The 18,102-nt window shown below is 37.3% G+C and carries 11 protein-coding genes; 4 read left to right on the top strand and 7 right to left on the bottom strand.

Translation table 11 applies throughout. The annotated features are described in order from the left end of the window. Window positions 1–118: 118 nt before the first annotated feature. A complete protein-coding gene (locus AC3WSO_RS02080; protein WP_492528311.1) occupies window positions 119–4,498 on the bottom strand; it encodes an S-layer homology domain-containing protein in 4,380 nt (1,459 codons plus the stop codon). Between the two features lie 583 nt (window positions 4,499–5,081). Beyond that, the gene (locus AC3WSO_RS02075) at window positions 5,082–6,650 is read right to left on the bottom strand and encodes a sensor domain-containing diguanylate cyclase (RefSeq protein WP_492528309.1); all 1,569 of its coding nucleotides are present in this window, start codon (window positions 6,648–6,650) and stop codon (window positions 5,082–5,084) included. A 533-nt stretch (window positions 6,651–7,183) separates the two neighbouring features. On the opposite strand from AC3WSO_RS02075, the gene AC3WSO_RS02070 reads away from it, so the two are divergent. Continuing rightward, complete coding sequence (locus tag AC3WSO_RS02070; protein ID WP_492528307.1) at window positions 7,184–8,095, top strand: CAP domain-containing protein; 912 nt, start codon at window positions 7,184–7,186, stop codon at window positions 8,093–8,095. Window positions 8,096–8,535: 440 nt separating this feature from the next. Next, window positions 8,536–9,720, top strand: coding sequence for a CaiB/BaiF CoA transferase family protein (locus tag AC3WSO_RS02065; RefSeq protein ID WP_492528305.1), 1,185 nt, complete (start codon window positions 8,536–8,538; stop codon window positions 9,718–9,720). Window positions 9,721–9,828: 108 nt separating this feature from the next. Here AC3WSO_RS02065 and AC3WSO_RS02060 read toward each other — a convergent pair whose 3' ends face one another. The 4 genes from AC3WSO_RS02060 to AC3WSO_RS02045 form a co-directional block, all read right to left on the bottom strand. Beyond that, on the bottom strand, window positions 9,829–11,304 hold the full coding sequence (locus tag AC3WSO_RS02060) for a hypothetical protein (protein WP_492528303.1): 1,476 nt from the start codon (window positions 11,302–11,304) through the stop codon (window positions 9,829–9,831). A gap of 589 nt (window positions 11,305–11,893) precedes the next feature. Then, complete coding sequence (locus tag AC3WSO_RS02055; protein WP_492528301.1) at window positions 11,894–12,448, bottom strand: HPP family protein; 555 nt, start codon at window positions 12,446–12,448, stop codon at window positions 11,894–11,896. 209 nt (window positions 12,449–12,657) lie between these two features. After that, window positions 12,658–14,016 carry an acetamidase/formamidase family protein gene (locus AC3WSO_RS02050; RefSeq protein ID WP_492528299.1) on the bottom strand — a complete coding sequence of 453 codons (1,359 nt, stop codon included), beginning with the start codon at window positions 14,014–14,016 and terminating at the stop codon, window positions 12,658–12,660. A gap of 551 nt (window positions 14,017–14,567) precedes the next feature. Beyond that, window positions 14,568–15,182, bottom strand: coding sequence for a PH domain-containing protein (locus AC3WSO_RS02045; protein WP_492528297.1), 615 nt, complete (start codon window positions 15,180–15,182; stop codon window positions 14,568–14,570). A gap of 422 nt (window positions 15,183–15,604) precedes the next feature. Between AC3WSO_RS02045 and AC3WSO_RS02040 the strand changes: the two genes are divergently transcribed. Both AC3WSO_RS02040 and AC3WSO_RS02035 read left to right on the top strand, forming a co-directional pair. Then, the gene (locus AC3WSO_RS02040; RefSeq protein WP_492528295.1) at window positions 15,605–16,327 is read left to right on the top strand and encodes a response regulator transcription factor; all 723 of its coding nucleotides are present in this window, start codon (window positions 15,605–15,607) and stop codon (window positions 16,325–16,327) included. After that, window positions 16,324–17,712: a sensor histidine kinase gene (locus AC3WSO_RS02035; protein WP_492528293.1), complete on the top strand. Its 1,389-nt coding sequence runs from the start codon at window positions 16,324–16,326 to the stop codon at window positions 17,710–17,712. The genes AC3WSO_RS02040 and AC3WSO_RS02035 overlap by 4 nt, the downstream gene beginning before the upstream one ends. A gap of 27 nt (window positions 17,713–17,739) precedes the next feature. On the opposite strand, the gene AC3WSO_RS02030 is transcribed toward AC3WSO_RS02035, so the two are convergent. Further along, the gene (locus AC3WSO_RS02030) at window positions 17,740–18,102 is read right to left on the bottom strand and encodes a YxeA family protein (RefSeq protein ID WP_492528291.1); all 363 of its coding nucleotides are present in this window, start codon (window positions 18,100–18,102) and stop codon (window positions 17,740–17,742) included.

The raw sequence follows: 18,102 nt of genomic DNA, 5'->3' as shown, positions 1-18,102 counted from the left end.
CTCTGCAAAACAAAAATCAACCTTATTTTATTGAAGAGGCTGCTTTATTTAATAACAGCATTGATTATAAAAAGCGAAAACCAAGTGATCTTTAAATGACCACTTGGTTTTTTGATAATTATTGGATTGAAGGATCTTTATAACCAACCTTGGCATAGAACTTATGGTAATTACCATACTTATCTTCCAATACAATTGTCACCCAGTCACCGTTAAAGAATTTGGCTGGATGCGTTAGATCTTTTGTAACACGAGCAACATTTGTCGCAATCGTCCCTGTTCCTTTTGCTAATGAACTATTAGAACCGTGTACAACTGTATCAATTACCTCTGCTGGTAATCTATCTTTAATAACATTAAGATCTGTTCCTGCTGTATCTGATAAGTAGTAGTACTTCAGTAATTCGCCGTTTTCATAGAATTGTTGGGCAGAGCCAAGTAAATCGAATGTCGCTTGAACTTTTCTATCGTCACCTTGCGAATTAAGGTAGCTAAGTTTAATTTCCATAAACTTCGCATCCAATGTTCTGTATAGATATAAACCAGTATTAATGAACTTATGTCCTTCAAAGCCTGGAATAACAAAATCTCGAGTTTTATCATTCATTGTAACAGTAATTGTTTTATTAGCGTCACTAGGTAATTTCGGTTTAATAATGAGTTTACTTTCTTTTGTAGTATCTGTTCCTACTGTATAAGACACAGGTTCGTATTTGTCTGTAACATCAATATCATTATCATTCGTGTCTTTTGTAGTAATCTTCAAGATATCTGCCAAACCAACAACAACTTTATCATCTGTACCTACAAGGCTTGATTTACCGTTTTCATCACGCATAATAGTTTCACTAAACGTGATAGTAAATGTATCATCATCATTGCGGTAGATAAGTCCTGGATACTTTTTATTGTCCATAGGGGACGTCATGCCGATGCTTGGTGGTGTACCATCAGAGTAAAAGTCTTGTTTCATCAAGCCTGTTGCTGATTTATCATGGTCATTATACGAATCGTTCGCCTTATAAATCGTGAAGTTACCAGGCGTATCCTCTACTCCAACGTAAACTACATATTCAGTATGTGGCTTTAATGTTACTCCTTTCGCATCTACTGTTCCCGAAAGACCTTTTCCTGTTTTTTCAATGGATGGACTAGTTTTAAGCTTTGTTTCTAAATATTTTTCATCTGCTGGCGCAGTTAATTTAGCGTCTGGATTGTCAATTAAATTTCCATCCTTATCTTTAATTCTTTTTTCAACAAACCAGTAATGAACTATTGCTGTTTCATCCGTTTCAAAGCTAATTGTTGCTTCTGTATCTTTATTATTCTTTGGCTTAATCTCTAAATCACGAATTAAAGGTGCCTTGGTATCTTCAAATACTTTCTTAGAATCTGAGATTTTAGAGAGCTCTCCACCGCGATCTTTAAGTACCATGTAAACAGAGTAGCTACTAAATGGATCCAGTTTATTTTGTTCAACAGATACAGGGAATTTTTGTGTAGTTGTTTCTAAATCTGCTGTGCCTGTACCACGTTGAATATAGATATCTTTTCCACCAATTTGGAAGTAACCAGATTTATTAGAATCACCTGCAAATTCATTAGCAAAATCACGCTCTGTAATATTATGATCTTTTAAATACTGTTGGAAAGTCTTCGTCTCACCATTATCGACTACTGTATCTGGTAGTATCATATAGTAATACGTACCAGCCTTATTCGGCTCGAATTCGATTTCTGCTCGACGGAAACCATCAGATTCATCAGCTTTATTTACTATGTTTCCTATTTTTATAGTAGGCTTCACAGTATCTTCGTGTTTATATTCCGCATAGTTACGAATAGGGTCGCCTGGCTTCACTGTATTCGTATTTTCAAATGCATTGTCCGCTAAATCTTTAACACTAGGTAGCACCGTTACACGCAATGTATCACCATTAACAAACCCTGTATCAGATGGAATAGTTAACAATACTTTCTTGTCTCCAGGTTTATACTCTACAGCTGATGGTTTAATCCCCTTTTCTCCCGTTACATTTACAATAACTGTACCTGTTAACAAATAATTGTTAACATCGCGGGCACTTTCTGGATCTAGTGCTTCGTTCACAGTTAGCTCAAACTGATTGTTGCTCTTCCTTACTAGCTTTCCTTGTTCCACATACGGATTTATATTATCAAGTTCTCCCGTTTTAAATTCCTTAACTGCAGCAGGATCTTTTGAATAATTACCCGAATCATCCTTCATTACTACATAAAGTTGATATTCTGTTTCAGCCTCTAAACCTGTTAACATTTCAGTAATCCCAAGTTTACCCGCAACTGCCTTGCCCTTACCTGTTGGTTTAGCAACAATATCTGCTGTTGTTGGATCAGTAGCAGTTGTCTTTTTACGTACGTAGTAGTAATAGTCTCCTGGTTCACTTGCTGTAAATTTAAACTCTGCACGTTTTCCGCCATGTAGCGGTGTAACTGTTAAAGATTTAACAACTGGCGGTGAAGCATCCTTCATCTGGAATGATTGTGATTTAATATCCGAAACATTTTTCGCTCCATCAACGACCATCACATAAACAACATATTCTTTTTTCTCACCTAAATTAGTGATTTTAATAGTGTTTTTGCCATTCACTGCTGCGCCTGTTCCACTTGCCGCATTGTCGGTAGAAATGCGATTTACCATTTCTTTTTTCGTTGGTGTATCGGCGCCTTTTTCACGAACAATATAGTAGTAAGTTCCAACTTTATCTGAATTGAAGTCTACCTGAACATCACTACCATTTAAAACTGTTACATTCGTAATGTCGATTATAGGTTTTGTTTTATCAGCTGGTTTTTGATTATCTATATCGTCTTTATCGACTGGTTTACCATCTGGATCTGTAATAATACCGATATTATCTTTATCCTCTAAGAAGTCATCAAAGATATTATTCGGTGACTCGTCCTTCGGTAAAATAACTTTTTCAACATACGTGTAATCTCCAAGATCAACCCAACCGTATACATTATCAACATACAGAAGGCCTACGCGACCGTCTATATATATTTCTAAATCAGTAAAGCTGTTATAGTTAATCCTATCAATATTGCCACTTCCGTAAATCGTTAGCTTCGTTTCTGTATCAAGGTTTAGTGTACCGATATTTCCTTGAATCTCAAATTCACGAACATTCCCGATGATGTCTACACGTGGTAGCTTCATATTTGTTTCAATTTTTGTACCGCTTTGAGCAACAACTAGGCGCGATACAGTGCTGTTATAAAATTCAATATGTTTTTCAACATTTTTCATTGTTACTTTATCTTTAGACCAGTTCTCAAATGGTTTGTTTTTATCAGGATTCTTGTCGGAATTCTGATCTGTCCAATTTTGAAGATCTGTTGTCGGACCTTTATTGGACGAGGACGAGCCTTCATCATCTGGACTATCTGGATTAGACCAGTTGATAAATGCAGTATTGGTGCTTGCTATACGGCCAAGAGATAATGGCTTGTAGTAGGAAAAGCCTAATTGTAAAGGTGGACGTACCGTTTCGTTGACAAGCATTGTGCCAGTCAGTGTAACATTTGAAAACTCAATATAGTTCCCATTGACAACGATTGTCGCACCGAATGATTTATGATCGCCATCAAACTCTAGAAATCTTGAACTTGTCCCGCTAGCATTCAATGTGAGCTTCGAAACAGAGCGAATAGTTTCGCCTGAAAGATCCCCTTCAATAAGCGCCCCTTTTAATACCGGTGCATTATCTTCGTTAAAAATATGCGAGAGACTTTCCGGAACTGAATATGGCTCAGCATTTATGTAGACAATATCGTCTTCAACACCAGTAATTTTGAAAGATGTGGCGTTGCCCTTTTTCTCTTGTGAACGCACAATAAAGGATGCAATTTGTCCACGTGTTACGGCATCATATGGTGAGAAAGTGACAGGTGTTGTTCCTTCTGTAATTTTTAAATCCACTAAAGTTTGAATATAGATGGCGTTGCTTGTTTGGCTAGTTACATCTTTGAAACTATTGTTGTAATTAGATGCTATCTCAAATTTAAAGCCCAGCGCTAAAATTTTCGCTAATTGCCCACGTGTCACCACTTCATTTGGCATAAATGTTCCGTTTGAATACCCAGACATGATTCCTGCATTTTGTAATGCAGCTATATACTTGTAGTATTCACTGCTTTTTGGGACATCTTTAAAATATGGATCTTGGACATTTTTTAAATCTAAGTTTAAAACAGTTGCCAGCATTTTTGCTGCCTGACCACGTGTTACACTTTGATTTGGTCGAAAGGTTTTATCTGCATACCCACTAATTGCACCTTGAGAGTATAATTTTATAATATTGTCGTAATGGCTTGAATATTGGTCAATATCCGTAAATGGTGAAGTAGCTGCAGCTGCCGTTTGTGGTGGCACTACAACAGCAATCCCACTAGTAGCGAAAACAGTTGCTATAAGTGCTTTGTTCACTTTTTGGATTTTTGTTTTATCCATCCCACTCTTCCTTTCATCTATGTATTTGATACGTTCAAACTATCATTTTCATCATACCCTTTATATCGACAGGTAGATAGTGAACCTTCATAGATAAATCTAAATTAATGGAATAAAATTGTTAACAAAAATAGGTAATAACATTGTAAATAAGTAGCTTGGAGTGGAGGCTGGGCCGACTCAGTCGGAACAGCAATCAGCTCCACGTTATTGTGATGAATTCATTTTTAAATGAATACTTTAAAGATTTATCGGTACAAAATCTCATTTTATCGGAATATTTTCCTGTTTTATCGGAACAATTCCCTCATCCAACATAAAAAAAGCCAAGGAGCATCGGTGTTCGCTTGGCTTTTAACGATATATAGGCATACATCTAGACGTACTTGCGATGTCATAAGGGAAAGGGGGATAACCTTGCATCTTGTCAAGTCAATCGAGAGATGTGTCCCGAGTTTACGTATCATTTTGAACATGTTTGATAAGTCATATGGGGAATGACTTAAAAATAGCTTGCCCAAATGATCGTTGCATTAATCATGTACCCTAAAATTAGAAATGTATGCTTATTCCAAAAAAATTTTTATTTATTTTCTTGCTCTGCTACTATGACTTGATTTCGTCCTGCTTGTTTTGCAAGATATAGCGCACTATCCGCTGCTTCAATTAACTTTTCTGTCGTGTCGGCCATTTGCGGATACACGGCAACACCTGCAGATAATGTAACTGGGCGACCACAAGGACTTATAGTATTCGCTAACATATCCCGTAGTTGTTCTGCCACCTGTGCCGCTTCCTCAGCAGTAGTAGTTGGCAATAACATTACAAATTCCTCACCACCGTAGCGACAGCAAACATCTCCCTCACGAGCAACAGCTTTCATATTTTGAGCTAAAAATTGTAAAACCTTATCACCTACTGCATGGCCATACGTATCATTCACACTTTTAAAATGATCTAAATCAAATAAAATAAGGGCATGTGGCAACTTGTTGTCACGCCACTCCGCTAGCATCGCATCCATTGTGCGACGATTGGTTACACCCGTTAGCGGATCTGTCGTAGATTGATCTTTAAAAAAAGACACCTGTCCCTGTAAAAATGTTAAACTCCGAATGAGAGCACTTTTAAGATAATGCGCTTCAAAATACCAACTACGTACAGATTTCAAGCCTTCTACATTTTTCGAATCCATGCTCTCCTCTGTTAAAGTAGCTAATTGCTGTAAGGGATTTGCAATACGTGCTGCCGCCCAAAGGACAATTAAAATTGAAATGAGCATAAGCGGAATGGATTTTATAGCAACTTCCTGTACTCTATCAAATGAAGGAGCTAATGCTACATTTAACGGTCGTTGGGCAACTACTCCCCAGCCTGTCAAAGGTACGGTGCTATAACCAGCAAGCATTTCTACTCCTCTAGTATTCAATACTTGCTGAGCCCCATTTTTTCTAGAAACCACTGCTTGAACAACTTTATTATCGATAGCAATATCATTAACGCGGCTTTGGTCCTGATGATAAATAACGCGTCCATCCGAATCAACTACATACACATATGACCCATCATGATAATAATGCTCTCCAAGTAATGCATTAAAAATATTTCGTTCTTTTAAATAAATTGTCCCAGCTACCATTCCTAAATATTCATTGGTCTCTGAAAATATAGGATACGATATAAAAATAAGGAGACGCCCCGTTATTCCCTTATAAGGCTTTGAGACAAGAGGTTCCTTTTTAGATAAAGCATCTTTCGCTCCAACAGATGTTAATACTTCACCTAGTACTTCTTCAGATGGTGGTGAAATAGATAATACAAGACCTTCTGCATTTGTGATAAGTACAGAGTTAAACATATTATTTTGCATTTTCAAACGCTCAGTTTCCTGAACCAATGCATTGTTATCATGCATTTTTGTTTTTATCGAACCGGCGCTATATCCTAAAATCTGAAAAGATTCTTCAAGATAAGAACTAGCGGTTGTTGCTAATTTTTGTGCATAGACTCGATTCGTTTCAAGCGTGTTCTCTTTAATCGAGTCAACGTTCATCCGGTAACCACTCCAAATGCTACCAATACCAGTTAAGATAAAAGCAGCTATCGCAACGCCCATGATTAAATACTTTAACTTTATCTGTTTTGATTTCATCCTCTATCTTTTACCCCTAATTTATAATTTCTTCTATTATTCTATTAAAACACAAAAGAATTCCTTATTAAGAAAATATCTTATATTGAGAGAAAAGTATTTGTAAAAACAGTACTTTTCAAGGCTCTCTTATAACAAAAATAATAGTGCTTTCCTAGTGGAGTCCGATGAGCCGCTTCACTCGCGTTGCTCGCTCCAGGGTCTCAGGCCAACAGATGTTTTTTGCGCGAAAGTGTAGTGCTAACGTAGCGACAGCAGCAGAATGTTGGTCACGAAGGCGTTATCACAGGACGTGATGCTTTTAGCCTTTGTTCCTCTATATCGCTAATCCCCAAGGAGTCGCCCAGCCTTCACTCCAATCAACTTATTGGCACACATTTATCAGATCTTATCCCTTCAGAAGCCATATAGTAGGGGAAGTTCCATAAATTTAGCATCGTTAACAGAACAAAAGTATAGTAATTTATATCTATAAAACTTTTATTAATTCAATAGATTTTTATTATAAATTTATTTATGAAGAGGGTTTTAATATGTTGTTACGTAAAGTAGCTCCAATAATGGTTGGTTTTAGTATGGCTCTTTGGACAAATGCTTCTCTCAATCCAAATAAGCCAGCTCGTTCAAATGTAACAAATACACAAAAATCTTTGTTACTATCTAGCTTTCAAAGTGAATATAAAATGAAATGGCATCGAGTAGCGACGGACTACTCCCCACTTCTCCTCGTAGGAAAACATAATTCTAATGAGGTTGGAGGATATGAAACAAGTATTGGGCATAGCGTATTTGGTATTCGTATCGGTGCTAATCGAATAGATGTAAATAGAAAATACGGTCTTCCGCTTAGAGCCATTCACTATGAAAATACGAGCTATTTGCTCGATTACAACGATTGTGAAGGTAATACTACACACGGGACCTATTTCATTGATAATCACTACGTTACTTTTTTCTATGATTTACACAAAAACAATATAGTTCGTTCTATTGTTTGGATACATGCTAAAACCGAATTAAGTAAACGTAGTTATTATGGTAAGCCATCCAATGAACTACGAACAGGACTTGAAGATTTAATGGTTGTTCTTATTAACCATGAGCGAGTTATAGAAGGTTTGCAACCACTCATTTATGACATAGGGGCTAACCCTATCGCTCGGCAACATAGTAGTAATATGATTACACATCAATTTTTTAGTCATGAAGATCATAAAGGTAATCATTCCAACGACCGCCTCACTGCTGGGGGAGTTAATCACTATTGGTACGGCGAAAATATAGCGCAAGGTCAGCATAATAGTATATTTGCTCATGAAGCACTGATGAATTCCAAAGGACATCGTATAAATATTTTAAGGAAAGAGTTTACACATATTTTTGTTGGTGTTTGCTTTAAAGATAACGGTGCACCCTATTATACGGTTAACTTTTATTCTAAATAGTTGAACGGTTGAAGTTGATCAACGATATATACACAAAATCTCTATGCAGAAATCTATTGCATAGAGATTTTTTGCACTCTTATAACAACCGTTATCTGGAATATTCAACAAAGATTCTTCTGTAACCATAGATAACACCTCTGCCCCATGCATCCAGTCGGGAACAAGAATATCTCCTCATTATGGCGAAAATCCTATTTTCTGATTTTTTTTACTTTTATCGTTATTCTGACATATGATTTTTCGACTAATTATTTTATAATAAAATTTAACATAGTCAAGCCATCAATTCTTCTGTTATAATACTGATAATTTAAATTCACACTGTATTAATACAACGTTAATAAATGCTTTTCACAAAATGGGGATTATGAGAAAAGCGCTGCAATGCATTCTTGAATAGATCGCAATGTAGCCTACACAAAAAGGGGTTGGGAGATTTGGGTATTTTAAAGGGGTTAAAAATTCTCGATTTTTCTGCATTACTACCGGGGCCAATGGCGACAATGATATTTGCTGATTTAGGCGCAGAGGTTATTCATGTTGAATCCTCAAAGCGCGTAGATTTAACGCGTATTATGCCTCCTTACGACGATGATCATGAGGCCTATATTCATCAACATTTGAATCGCTCTAAAAAGTCATTAACATTAAATTTAAAATCACCTGAAGCTATAGAAATTGTGAAGTCACTCGTTAAAGAGTACGACATAATTATCGAAGGATTTCGGCCTGGTGTCATGCAACGGCTTGGCATTGGCTACGAAGCTCTAAAAGAAGTAAATCCTAAGGTTATTTTTTGTGCTATTACAGGCTATGGACAAACTGGACCATTTAGCAATCGGCCAGGACATGACAATAACTATTTATCATTAGCTGGCTTACTCGATTATTCACGCCATAAAGATAAAAAACCTGTCTCCATGGGTATTCAGCTAGCTGATATTGCTGGGGGCACGATGCATGCGGCAATTGGAGTACTCGCAGCTGCTTTACATCGTGAAAAAACAGGTGAAGGGCAATATATTGATATAAGTATGACCGATGCTGTATTTTCGCTCAATGCTATGTATGGGTCTGCCTATATTGGCGGTGGTCGCGTACCTCAGCCCGAGCAAGAAATTTTAAACGGTGGCAGCTACTATGACTTTTACAAAACAAAGGATGGCCGATTTTTCTCAGTAGGAAGTCTTGAACCTCAATTCCGCAAATTACTTTGTGAAGCGCTTGATATTCCCGAGCTCATTGATAATACGTTTAATGATTCATACTATACACAAATTCGTTTTAAAGAAGCCGTCCATGATGCATTCTTATCGAAGACTTACGAAGAATTGCTTGAAGTTTTTAACGAGGATTTCGAGGGATGTGTCGAACCCGTATTAACGTTTCCGGAAGCGTGCGAGCATCCTCAGCTCAAAGCTCGTGGCATGATTGTTGATATTCCTAAAAGCGACGGTACTACACAAAAGCAAATTGCATCAGCGTTTAAGTTTGACGGTGTTAAGCCGCAGTACAAGCATGTAGGTGCTAAGCTTGGAGAGCATAATGAGGAAGTGTTATCTTCACTTGGCTATAGCGTCGAGCAAATTGCAGATTTACAGGACAAAGGAGTTTTAGAATAAAAATCAAAAAAGTGTCTAATGCTGAATTTATAACACATTAGACGCTTTTTTTGTATTTCTAATCAATTACGCCTCAGCATAATTGTGTCCAAAATCGTCTGATAAAGGTTAAACATATGCACTTATAAAGACCCGTAACTTTTCGAAATGATCGTCTATAAGTAAATACTTTTTATATATTTCCATTAATTTTTCAAAAAGCTCGTACTGCTCCGTTACAAATAACACCTTTAAAATATTGAGCATATGCAAGGATGCGCTCTGTGCCACCAAAGAGTAAGGCGTTTCTGGCATACGATAATGTTGTCGCCACTCTTCAACAGACAAGCCAATATGCTGTAATGAATTATTTACATGGAGAGCGATATCCTGCTGAACTGACGCTTCAATCGCAATAAATTGCTCATTACTGTAATTGTTCTTTACTAAAGCGGCATGTATTTTTTTATTAGATGCTAATACATGTTCCTTTAAAAGCTGAAGCCCCTCTTGATAACGCTCCATTTTTACGTAATGATCCAACAATACTGCATACAAGTTTTCTAAAAAGTTTAGTTCATAATTTTTAATGATTGCAGGAGGTGTTGGCTTACGATTCGGCAATAACTCCTTATATTCCAACAAAATCTCTATCGCGTAATTATTAAGTCGTTCATCTTCTAATAAATACTCACCGTAGTGAATAACAGTTTCAGGATTCTTCTCCTGGTGTGCTATATGAAACTGAAGATAGGCAATTAGAGCTTTTTCTTTCTCTGTCAATGCATACATTGAATAACGCCAATCCGATTCAAAGGAAGTAATTAAAGCTTTAACGCATGAATAATCTCCTTCAGATAGACGATAATGCGTTACAATTTGGTAAAGATGTAACTGCTTTTTTGCTAAACAAGTAGAATTATAGTTATCCACGTAGGTTATACACTTATCCAGAGTTTTTTTATAATTATCCACAAAATTATTCACATATCCACAGGTTTTTCTTGTAGATTGTTCAACATGACCCATCATTTCATGGATAAATGTGAATTGTTCTAATGGTTTGTGGATAAACAGTGAATATACTTTTTTCATGAAAAGCCAATGCCAAAATTGAGTATCTTCTTTATAAATCATATGCACTAAATATTCATTTTCAAATTTATATAAAAATATAGTTTGTAGTTCGTTGACTGGCATTGTAATTTGCATTCGCTTTCCGAAAATTAGCCAGATTAACCGCTCTAAGTCCATTGTGTGCTGTGCAAAAAGTTGTTCAAAAAAGGTCTCCTTGCCTTTTTGCGTATAAAAAAAAGCATTGAGACGTTCATTCACAAATTTAGTATCCAATCCATACTTGTTAAAAAAAGTTTGCATATCTATCGTTACACGACCCCAATATTTTCGCGCAGTTGAAAACGCAATATTCATCGCAGTTTCCTCATTCACTAAAAATAAGTTCGGTGAAAGTGCAGTACCTAGAATTTTCGGGTCTGCCGGTGAATCACTCTCTGCCTCTAACCATTTTGACAGTAATTTTTCAGCACCCTTTTCACCATTATGTTTATATGTCATGAATAACTGCTCATCACAATCCAACAGCATGCAACTGGAGCCCCCCATCAAATTCAACCAACAACGATCTTCCCCTATTCTGTAAAATACTTGCCAAACCTTTTAACTCTCTTTCTTCAATATATCAAATCTTATCAATCATATGCTAAAGAAATCGAAATATGCATAAAAGAAGATAACAAAAGTATTCGTGCAAAATCGACAAGTTCAGCTGCAGCAGGATAAAAAAGCCATCTATAAAGGGCAAATCCCTCATAGATGGGTTAAAAGATTAAATTTGCTGTTTTAGAGAAAAACGGCAAACGAGCTCATTGGACAATCACTCATAAGTTGGTAGCCCATTTGTATTGTCACATAGCTCATTGCCACTGCCAGCTCAATGCTAGCACCCTAGTCCGCACAACTAAGAAAGCTAGGCATCATTCACCAATACAATCGAAAAAAATTTTCTCACAACAGTAGACGAGCGACCAATAAAATAGTTACAAATGCAGAGCTGCAGGGGCCAAAGACTTTCAAAACCGTCAAATTTTCGAGGGATGTTTTTCTGCATCGAAACGCACAACAATGTTTATCTGCACCAAAAACAAAACTCCCCCCACTTGCTAGAATCTATTCCTCACCAAAATAAAGGATACTTCCGCGTTTCACGTAGATTATTTATAATAAGACCAAAAAATACGATAATGAGAGCACCAATAAGAACAGGCATTACTAGATAGCTCCATCCATAGCCTCCTAAAATAATAATAATCGGATTTGCTCCTGCAGGGGGATGAATGATTCCTAATAGGGCCATAAAAAAAATGGTTAAACCTACGCCAATGCTAATGGAGACAATGCTCGTCCCTAGCAGCGTATACATGATCAAGCCGATAAAGGCTGAAATTAAATGACCTCCAATAATATTTCGAGGTTGGGATAACGGCGCATTCCAAACGACAAATACGAGTACACAGCTCCCACCAAGTGACGCCATTAACCATGGAGCCCCTGTATAACTCGTCAACCAAAGTAATACGGAGATACATATTAATCCACCGATTGCACCTGTTATAGCATCAGCAAAATTTGTTCGTGAAGGAGCATGTCCCCCACCTTTCATCTTGGATATGTATGTTTTAATAGGGCTCGTCTTTTCGCTCTCGCCCTCCAAACTTACGAAATCTGCCATAAGTCTACCTTCTTTTCTATCCAAATTTCTATAGAATCTTTCGATTTTTTGTATAATCTAAGCTTGTTCTATTATAACACTACTAAATAGAATCCAATTTCTAAATGTCGAATTTTAGACACATTTATAATAGTATCTAACTCAGTTGTTTTTCTATAGCAAAAAAGCAAACTATGAAATTTTCTAGTTTGCTTTTTTTCCATATGCATTTAATCATATTGTTTTTTCACTGGTTTATAAATTCGTGCTTTTTTCAGGACTGTTTTAGGTACTTGGAAGGTTGCTGTTACGACACCTGGATGACGACCAATTTCAATCGATCCTGTAATCGTCGCTCGATTCATAACTTCTGGCTCGCTCATCTCAAACAGCCTTGCAGCGCGGCTTATAGCATTAGTTGTTGCTTCATTTAATGATGTTCCTGAGCCAACAATTGATACAGGGAATGCTTCCTCCACTTGCTTAACGCCGAATTCCTCTGCAAGCTCACGTGCGCGACGTTTTTCTTCCTTTGTAAAAGGTTTAGCCGTATAAGGTAAATCCTCTGTATTTGGCAATAAAATAGGGCCATCCAAAGCAACCTTTTTCAATACGCTTACCTGAAGCTGAACTATACCAGCAACATCCGTTGTATGTCCCGCAATTTCACCGTCCCCTTGCATTGCGTGCATATCACCAATATACACACCACCACCCGGAACCTTTACTGGGCAAATAATGGTTGCCCCCTCACGAACACGACTTATATCCATATGGCCATCTGTACGGTGTGTATCTAATTCCGTCTGCGTAAATGAATATTCATGGGGTGCACCGATTAAAAACGAACCAAAATCACCTGCATTGTGGGAGTCTGGCATTGCCTTTGAAGGCGTCGTTCCAAGCTGCCCTAGAAACGGTCGCATTCTAGCCATAACACCTATCAAATCACTTGGCGCTAACGCAACTACAGGATTTTGCACAGAGTTTTCAGGCGTACGCATATAATTTTTCGCATCCATTGCAATACGGCGAGCCCCTTCTCGCCCAACCGTTACACCAATATTACCCTTATGATCTAACGCCATAGTATAGCCATTCGTCATGTTAAATGGTGATGTTTCAGTATCACATGTCGAACAGCGAATAGCCTGCCGACCTATCCCTTTGACAACTGTATTAGGATGAAGCTTACCACAGCCTGGACATTTTACTGATACAAATGGATCCCCAATGAAACGATCTATAATTACCTCATCGTGCCCAGATGCTGTTGCTGCAGATGTTACCTGTAGTGATTTAATCTTGATAACAATGGCGTCCCCTACCTCTGCACCTTCTACAAATACAGGCTTTGTTACTTCATGCCCACCACGAATCGTTGGTGTTAGCATCGGCCCCCAACATCCTGGTGTCGTATTAGCTATGATTGTTCCACCGTCTTTGACAGGTCCAAGCATTTTCTGTTGTGGATCTAAAATACCATCTATGAACTCATTTACGAATAATGTTTCGACGGCTTGCGGCTGCTGTACAAGATCTTCATTTTGTATTTCTTCTTTTTCTAGCACATGCAATTCGTTTATCATTTTTTCGTCACGCCCCTAGTTTTTATTTTATGTATATTGATTTTTGATCAATTTAATTTCAACGCTTCATATAATTCTTTAGTAGTACATTATCAATTGTAAAACTAAATTCGACATCAAGTTCGGTAGTTCCTTCCATTTTGAGGGGAATGCCAGGAATCGTATGTATTGGATAATTAAAGTAACGACAAAATCCTTTTTCCTTCGGTCATGATTTCCCCTAATAGAATGGCTATTAAATACATGGAAAATTATGACGTTTATTTTACATATTTTCAACCTTTTATACATAAAAAAGCACAGACCCGTACAAATGCATTGTAAAAGTCTGTGCTTTTTTTGTAATCATCACGAGCACCTTCATTCCTTTTAGCTGTAGGCAGTTTTAGTACTATAAAAAATGAGTGCCGCAGTTAGTAAAAGAGCTAAAACAATATTGAACGTATTAGGTGGATCAAGAACTCCTGTGAAGTAATTTGTCAAAAGTTTGTATACCCAAGATAAGAATCCTAAAATAAACGGCTTCTAATACTTCCGTAGCCCTTTACACTTTAGTTATTAACATATAAATCAAAAACTTGTGAGAAATCCTCTTTTTTGTATTTGTCCTTATGGTCGATCATCCAATCATTCGCAAAACGTGTAATCTCCTCGAATGATGCCGATGGTGCAACATTGTCATTACCGATACGACCAATGGATGAAGAAGCAATCGATAAACTCTTCTCTGCTACCTCTAACTTGTATGCATTTTGCTTTTGCTCATAGCTAATGGCATGCAGCGCTTTATACAAATCTTTAATGTCATTAATAAAACGTTTATGAATGTCAATTGAAAATGGCGTATTGTCGATTGTAAATTTAATTTCGACATCAAGGTCAATAGTTCCTGCTGTTTCCAGGAACACTTCACAAATATTGTGCATTGAGTAGTCGTAACGACGTAATAATCGCTTTTTGCTTATCGCACTTTCACCGTCTACATGAATAATTGCTCGATTTGTAAAGCAGTACTCATCCGCCTTCGTCTTAATTAAGAAATAAATTTTCTCGTCAATTTCATGTAAGATGAAATCATCTGCATCTGCCTTATCATAGTCCTCACGAGCCACAACTACTCCAATATCTGAAAGTCCAAGTGCGTCTGCTGCTATTTTTTTGAACATCCTTTTCCCTCCTAGATGGTGTGATACTCTTATTACGCTTTCTATCTGTAAAAAGTTTCAAAAGAGCCCTACTGCTAATCATAGAAGTTCGAGCAATCATAATGAAATGCTAGAGCTAGTAAGTACTCTAACGTAAAAAGCTGCTTTGAATATAGTAGACGTTTTAACAAAAGTCAGCCACAACTTTTGGTGATGAAACTAACTAATCGATATTTAAATAATGTCTCAATTCCTTTTTTAAGCAAGTTTCATTTATAATGAGTCACATAAGACACTTCATTCGGTGGGCAAATCCCAAGCTATGCGACCGTTTATCTTAGCACTTCTGTGTTTTACTGAATAAGGAAATGTTTATCGAGCTCCTGCTAAACATATAGCTATATGCAAATCTTGAAATAATAAAGAGAAAGGACGTGTGAACCATGCAAGAACCAACTATTCTAGTGGTGGATGATGAGGCTGATTTAGCAAACCTCCTAAAAGTCAGCCTACAAAAGGAAGGTTATAAACAAATTCATACAGCTGGCTCCATTCAAGAAGCCTGGATGAGCTTTCAACAAACACAACCTGATATTGTACTTCTTGACGTGATGCTTCCTGATGGCGAGGGCTACGATTTATGTCGTCGTATTCGAGAAGTGTCGCATGTGCCAGTGCTTTTCATGTCAGCGAAAAATGATGAAATTGATAAAATTTTAGGACTTGCTATCGGAGGAGACGATTATATTACGAAACCTTTTAGTCCTAAAGAGGTTGCCTATCGTGTGAAGGCACAGCTTCGCAGAGCTGGCTATCAAACGCAGGAAGTAGCACCCGTACCTTCCGCGAACTCAATTCAAGTTGGCCCCTTCTTGCTTAATGGTGATGAAACGGAGGTACATAAGGACGACGTTTTATTGGAGCTAACAGCGAAAGAGATCGGCTTGATGGCTTGCTTTATGAATAATCCTAATCGAATTTTAAGTAAAGAAACTCTTTTTGAGCGTGTATGGGGAGAGGACTTTTTCGGCTCAGACAATACCGTAATGGTGCATATTCGACGTCTGCGTGAAAAGGTTGAAAATGATGCATCAAAACCTGTGTATATTACAACTGTAAAAGGGCTTGGCTATAAATTTGTCGTTCCTAAAGAGGAGCAAGTATGAAATGGAAATTAACAGCTAGATTTCTTCTATCTGTGCTGTCTATTGTTATTATTGTTATTTTCGTAAATACAGCCATTTTAATTGGTTTTTTCATTTTTCAACAGGTAAATACTTATGATCATACAACTTCTTATTCAGAGGAAGACTTCGTGCGCGATTTCCAACAGTATATTGATATAAGTGGAATGCCAGCGGTAAGCAAGGATGGTCTTCAACAATTGCATCAGCGAAATGCTTGGATTCAATTACTTGATAATAATGGACAGGTCATTGAAGCCCATTTTGCTCCAGAGAAAGCTCCTGTACACTATGCGCCGATTGATTTAATTCAAGTTTATAAATATAAAGAATTCGACGTAGATACAACCGTATATGTGGGAAGTAAAGAAAGTATTAGTTATCTTATCGGCATCGAAGGAAGTGGCGTTACTAGATACGTCACTCATTTTTCTGGTTCTTCCGTATTACAGTTTATTGGTAAGTTTGGTTTGCTCATTGTCCTTGCTGATTTATTAGTAGCTACGCTCGTTGGCTGGCTTTTCGGTCGAACATTGACCAAGCCTCTACATGCAATGATTGAACGTATTCGTCATTTAAAGAATCATGAGCATGTGTCTAGTAAAATGCCAGGTGGTGTGTACAAACCTGTTTTCGAGAATTTAAATGAAGTATCAAAAGAGCTTGCCGCACACGAGCAGGAACGCAAAAGATTAGAAATGATGCGTGAGGAATGGATCAGCAATGTATCACACGATATGAAAACACCTCTTGCTTCGATTCGTGGTTATGCGGAGCTACTGAATGATGGAAAATTGACTGCTGATGAACTAACAGACTACGCTCACATTATCGAGAAACAATCATTGCATATGCAAGATTTACTGGATGATTTAAATTTAACTATGCGCTTAAGACATCAGCAGCTTCCGCTCAGCTTAACCGAAGTAAATATGGTGCAATTTATTCGCGAAATCGTTATTGATACACTCAATACCCCTCAATACGAGGAAGCCAATATTGAGTTTGATGCAACTAACGATGTCATCAAGCATCACATAGATGAGCACTTTATGCGACGAGCGATTATGAATTTTTTACACAATGCATTGCTTCATAATCCTTCTGATGTATCAGTTACTATTCTTGTTGAAGATCATTCAATTACGATTTCTGATAACGGTAACGGCATTTCCGCCGAAGATCTTGAACATATTTTTGAACGCTATTATCGAGGGACAAATACTGAGCAAACACATGGTACCGGATTAGGTACTGCTATTGCTAGAGATATTATTGAAGCACACGGTGGAACTGTAACGATTACCTCTGAAGAACAACAAGGTACAACTGTTAGCATTCAATTACATGAAGAAAAAAAGGAGTAGCCCGATACTAGGGACTACTCCTTCTTCTTATTTCTTCATTAGCTCCTGTACTTTTGTAGGTAGCTCATGGAATTTCACTTCATCATATGATGTAACTTCCGTTTCTTTTTTTACATAAAGCTTCATATATGCATCGTGGCGTAAATTTTTCTGAGCCGAAAACTTTAATGTTTGCTCTTTACCGTTTTCGTCATAAGCAGGTACCTCATACCAATACGACTTCCATATTTCACCGTTACTTGCCTTGAATTCCTCTACTTCACCGTCAGTAGTGATATGAACATAGTATGCTTCTTTATTTAAACGGTTAAAATCTACAGTCATTAGAACAACAAGACCTGCTACGAACAATAAAAACAATGCTCCTATACCTAAGAAAACCTTTTTCAT

The organism is Lysinibacillus sp. EB106-09-02-XG168 (assembly GCF_058791475.1).
This window is presented reverse-complemented; position numbering and strand designations above follow the sequence as displayed.

Bases quoted from the DNA above. Each gene is read 5' to 3' on its own strand.
- AC3WSO_RS02035 (WP_492528293.1), top strand. From the start codon at position 16,324: ATGAAATGGAAATTAACAGCTAGATTTCTTCTATCTGTGCTGTCTATT.
- AC3WSO_RS02075 (WP_492528309.1), bottom strand. From the start codon at position 6,650: ATGAAATCAAAACAGATAAAGTTAAAGTATTTAATCATGGGCGTTGCG.
- AC3WSO_RS02050 (WP_492528299.1), bottom strand. From the start codon at position 14,016: ATGATAAACGAATTGCATGTGCTAGAAAAAGAAGAAATACAAAATGAA.
- AC3WSO_RS02040 (WP_492528295.1), top strand. From the start codon at position 15,605: ATGCAAGAACCAACTATTCTAGTGGTGGATGATGAGGCTGATTTAGCA.
- AC3WSO_RS02030 (WP_492528291.1), bottom strand. From the start codon at position 18,102: ATGAAAAAGGTTTTCTTAGGTATAGGAGCATTGTTTTTATTGTTCGTA.
- AC3WSO_RS02080 (WP_492528311.1), bottom strand. From the start codon at position 4,498: ATGGATAAAACAAAAATCCAAAAAGTGAACAAAGCACTTATAGCAACT.
- AC3WSO_RS02055 (WP_492528301.1), bottom strand. From the start codon at position 12,448: ATGGCAGATTTCGTAAGTTTGGAGGGCGAGAGCGAAAAGACGAGCCCT.
- AC3WSO_RS02045 (WP_492528297.1), bottom strand. From the start codon at position 15,182: ATGTTCAAAAAAATAGCAGCAGACGCACTTGGACTTTCAGATATTGGA.
- AC3WSO_RS02070 (WP_492528307.1), top strand. From the start codon at position 7,184: ATGTTGTTACGTAAAGTAGCTCCAATAATGGTTGGTTTTAGTATGGCT.
- AC3WSO_RS02060 (WP_492528303.1), bottom strand. From the start codon at position 11,304: ATGCTGTTGGATTGTGATGAGCAGTTATTCATGACATATAAACATAAT.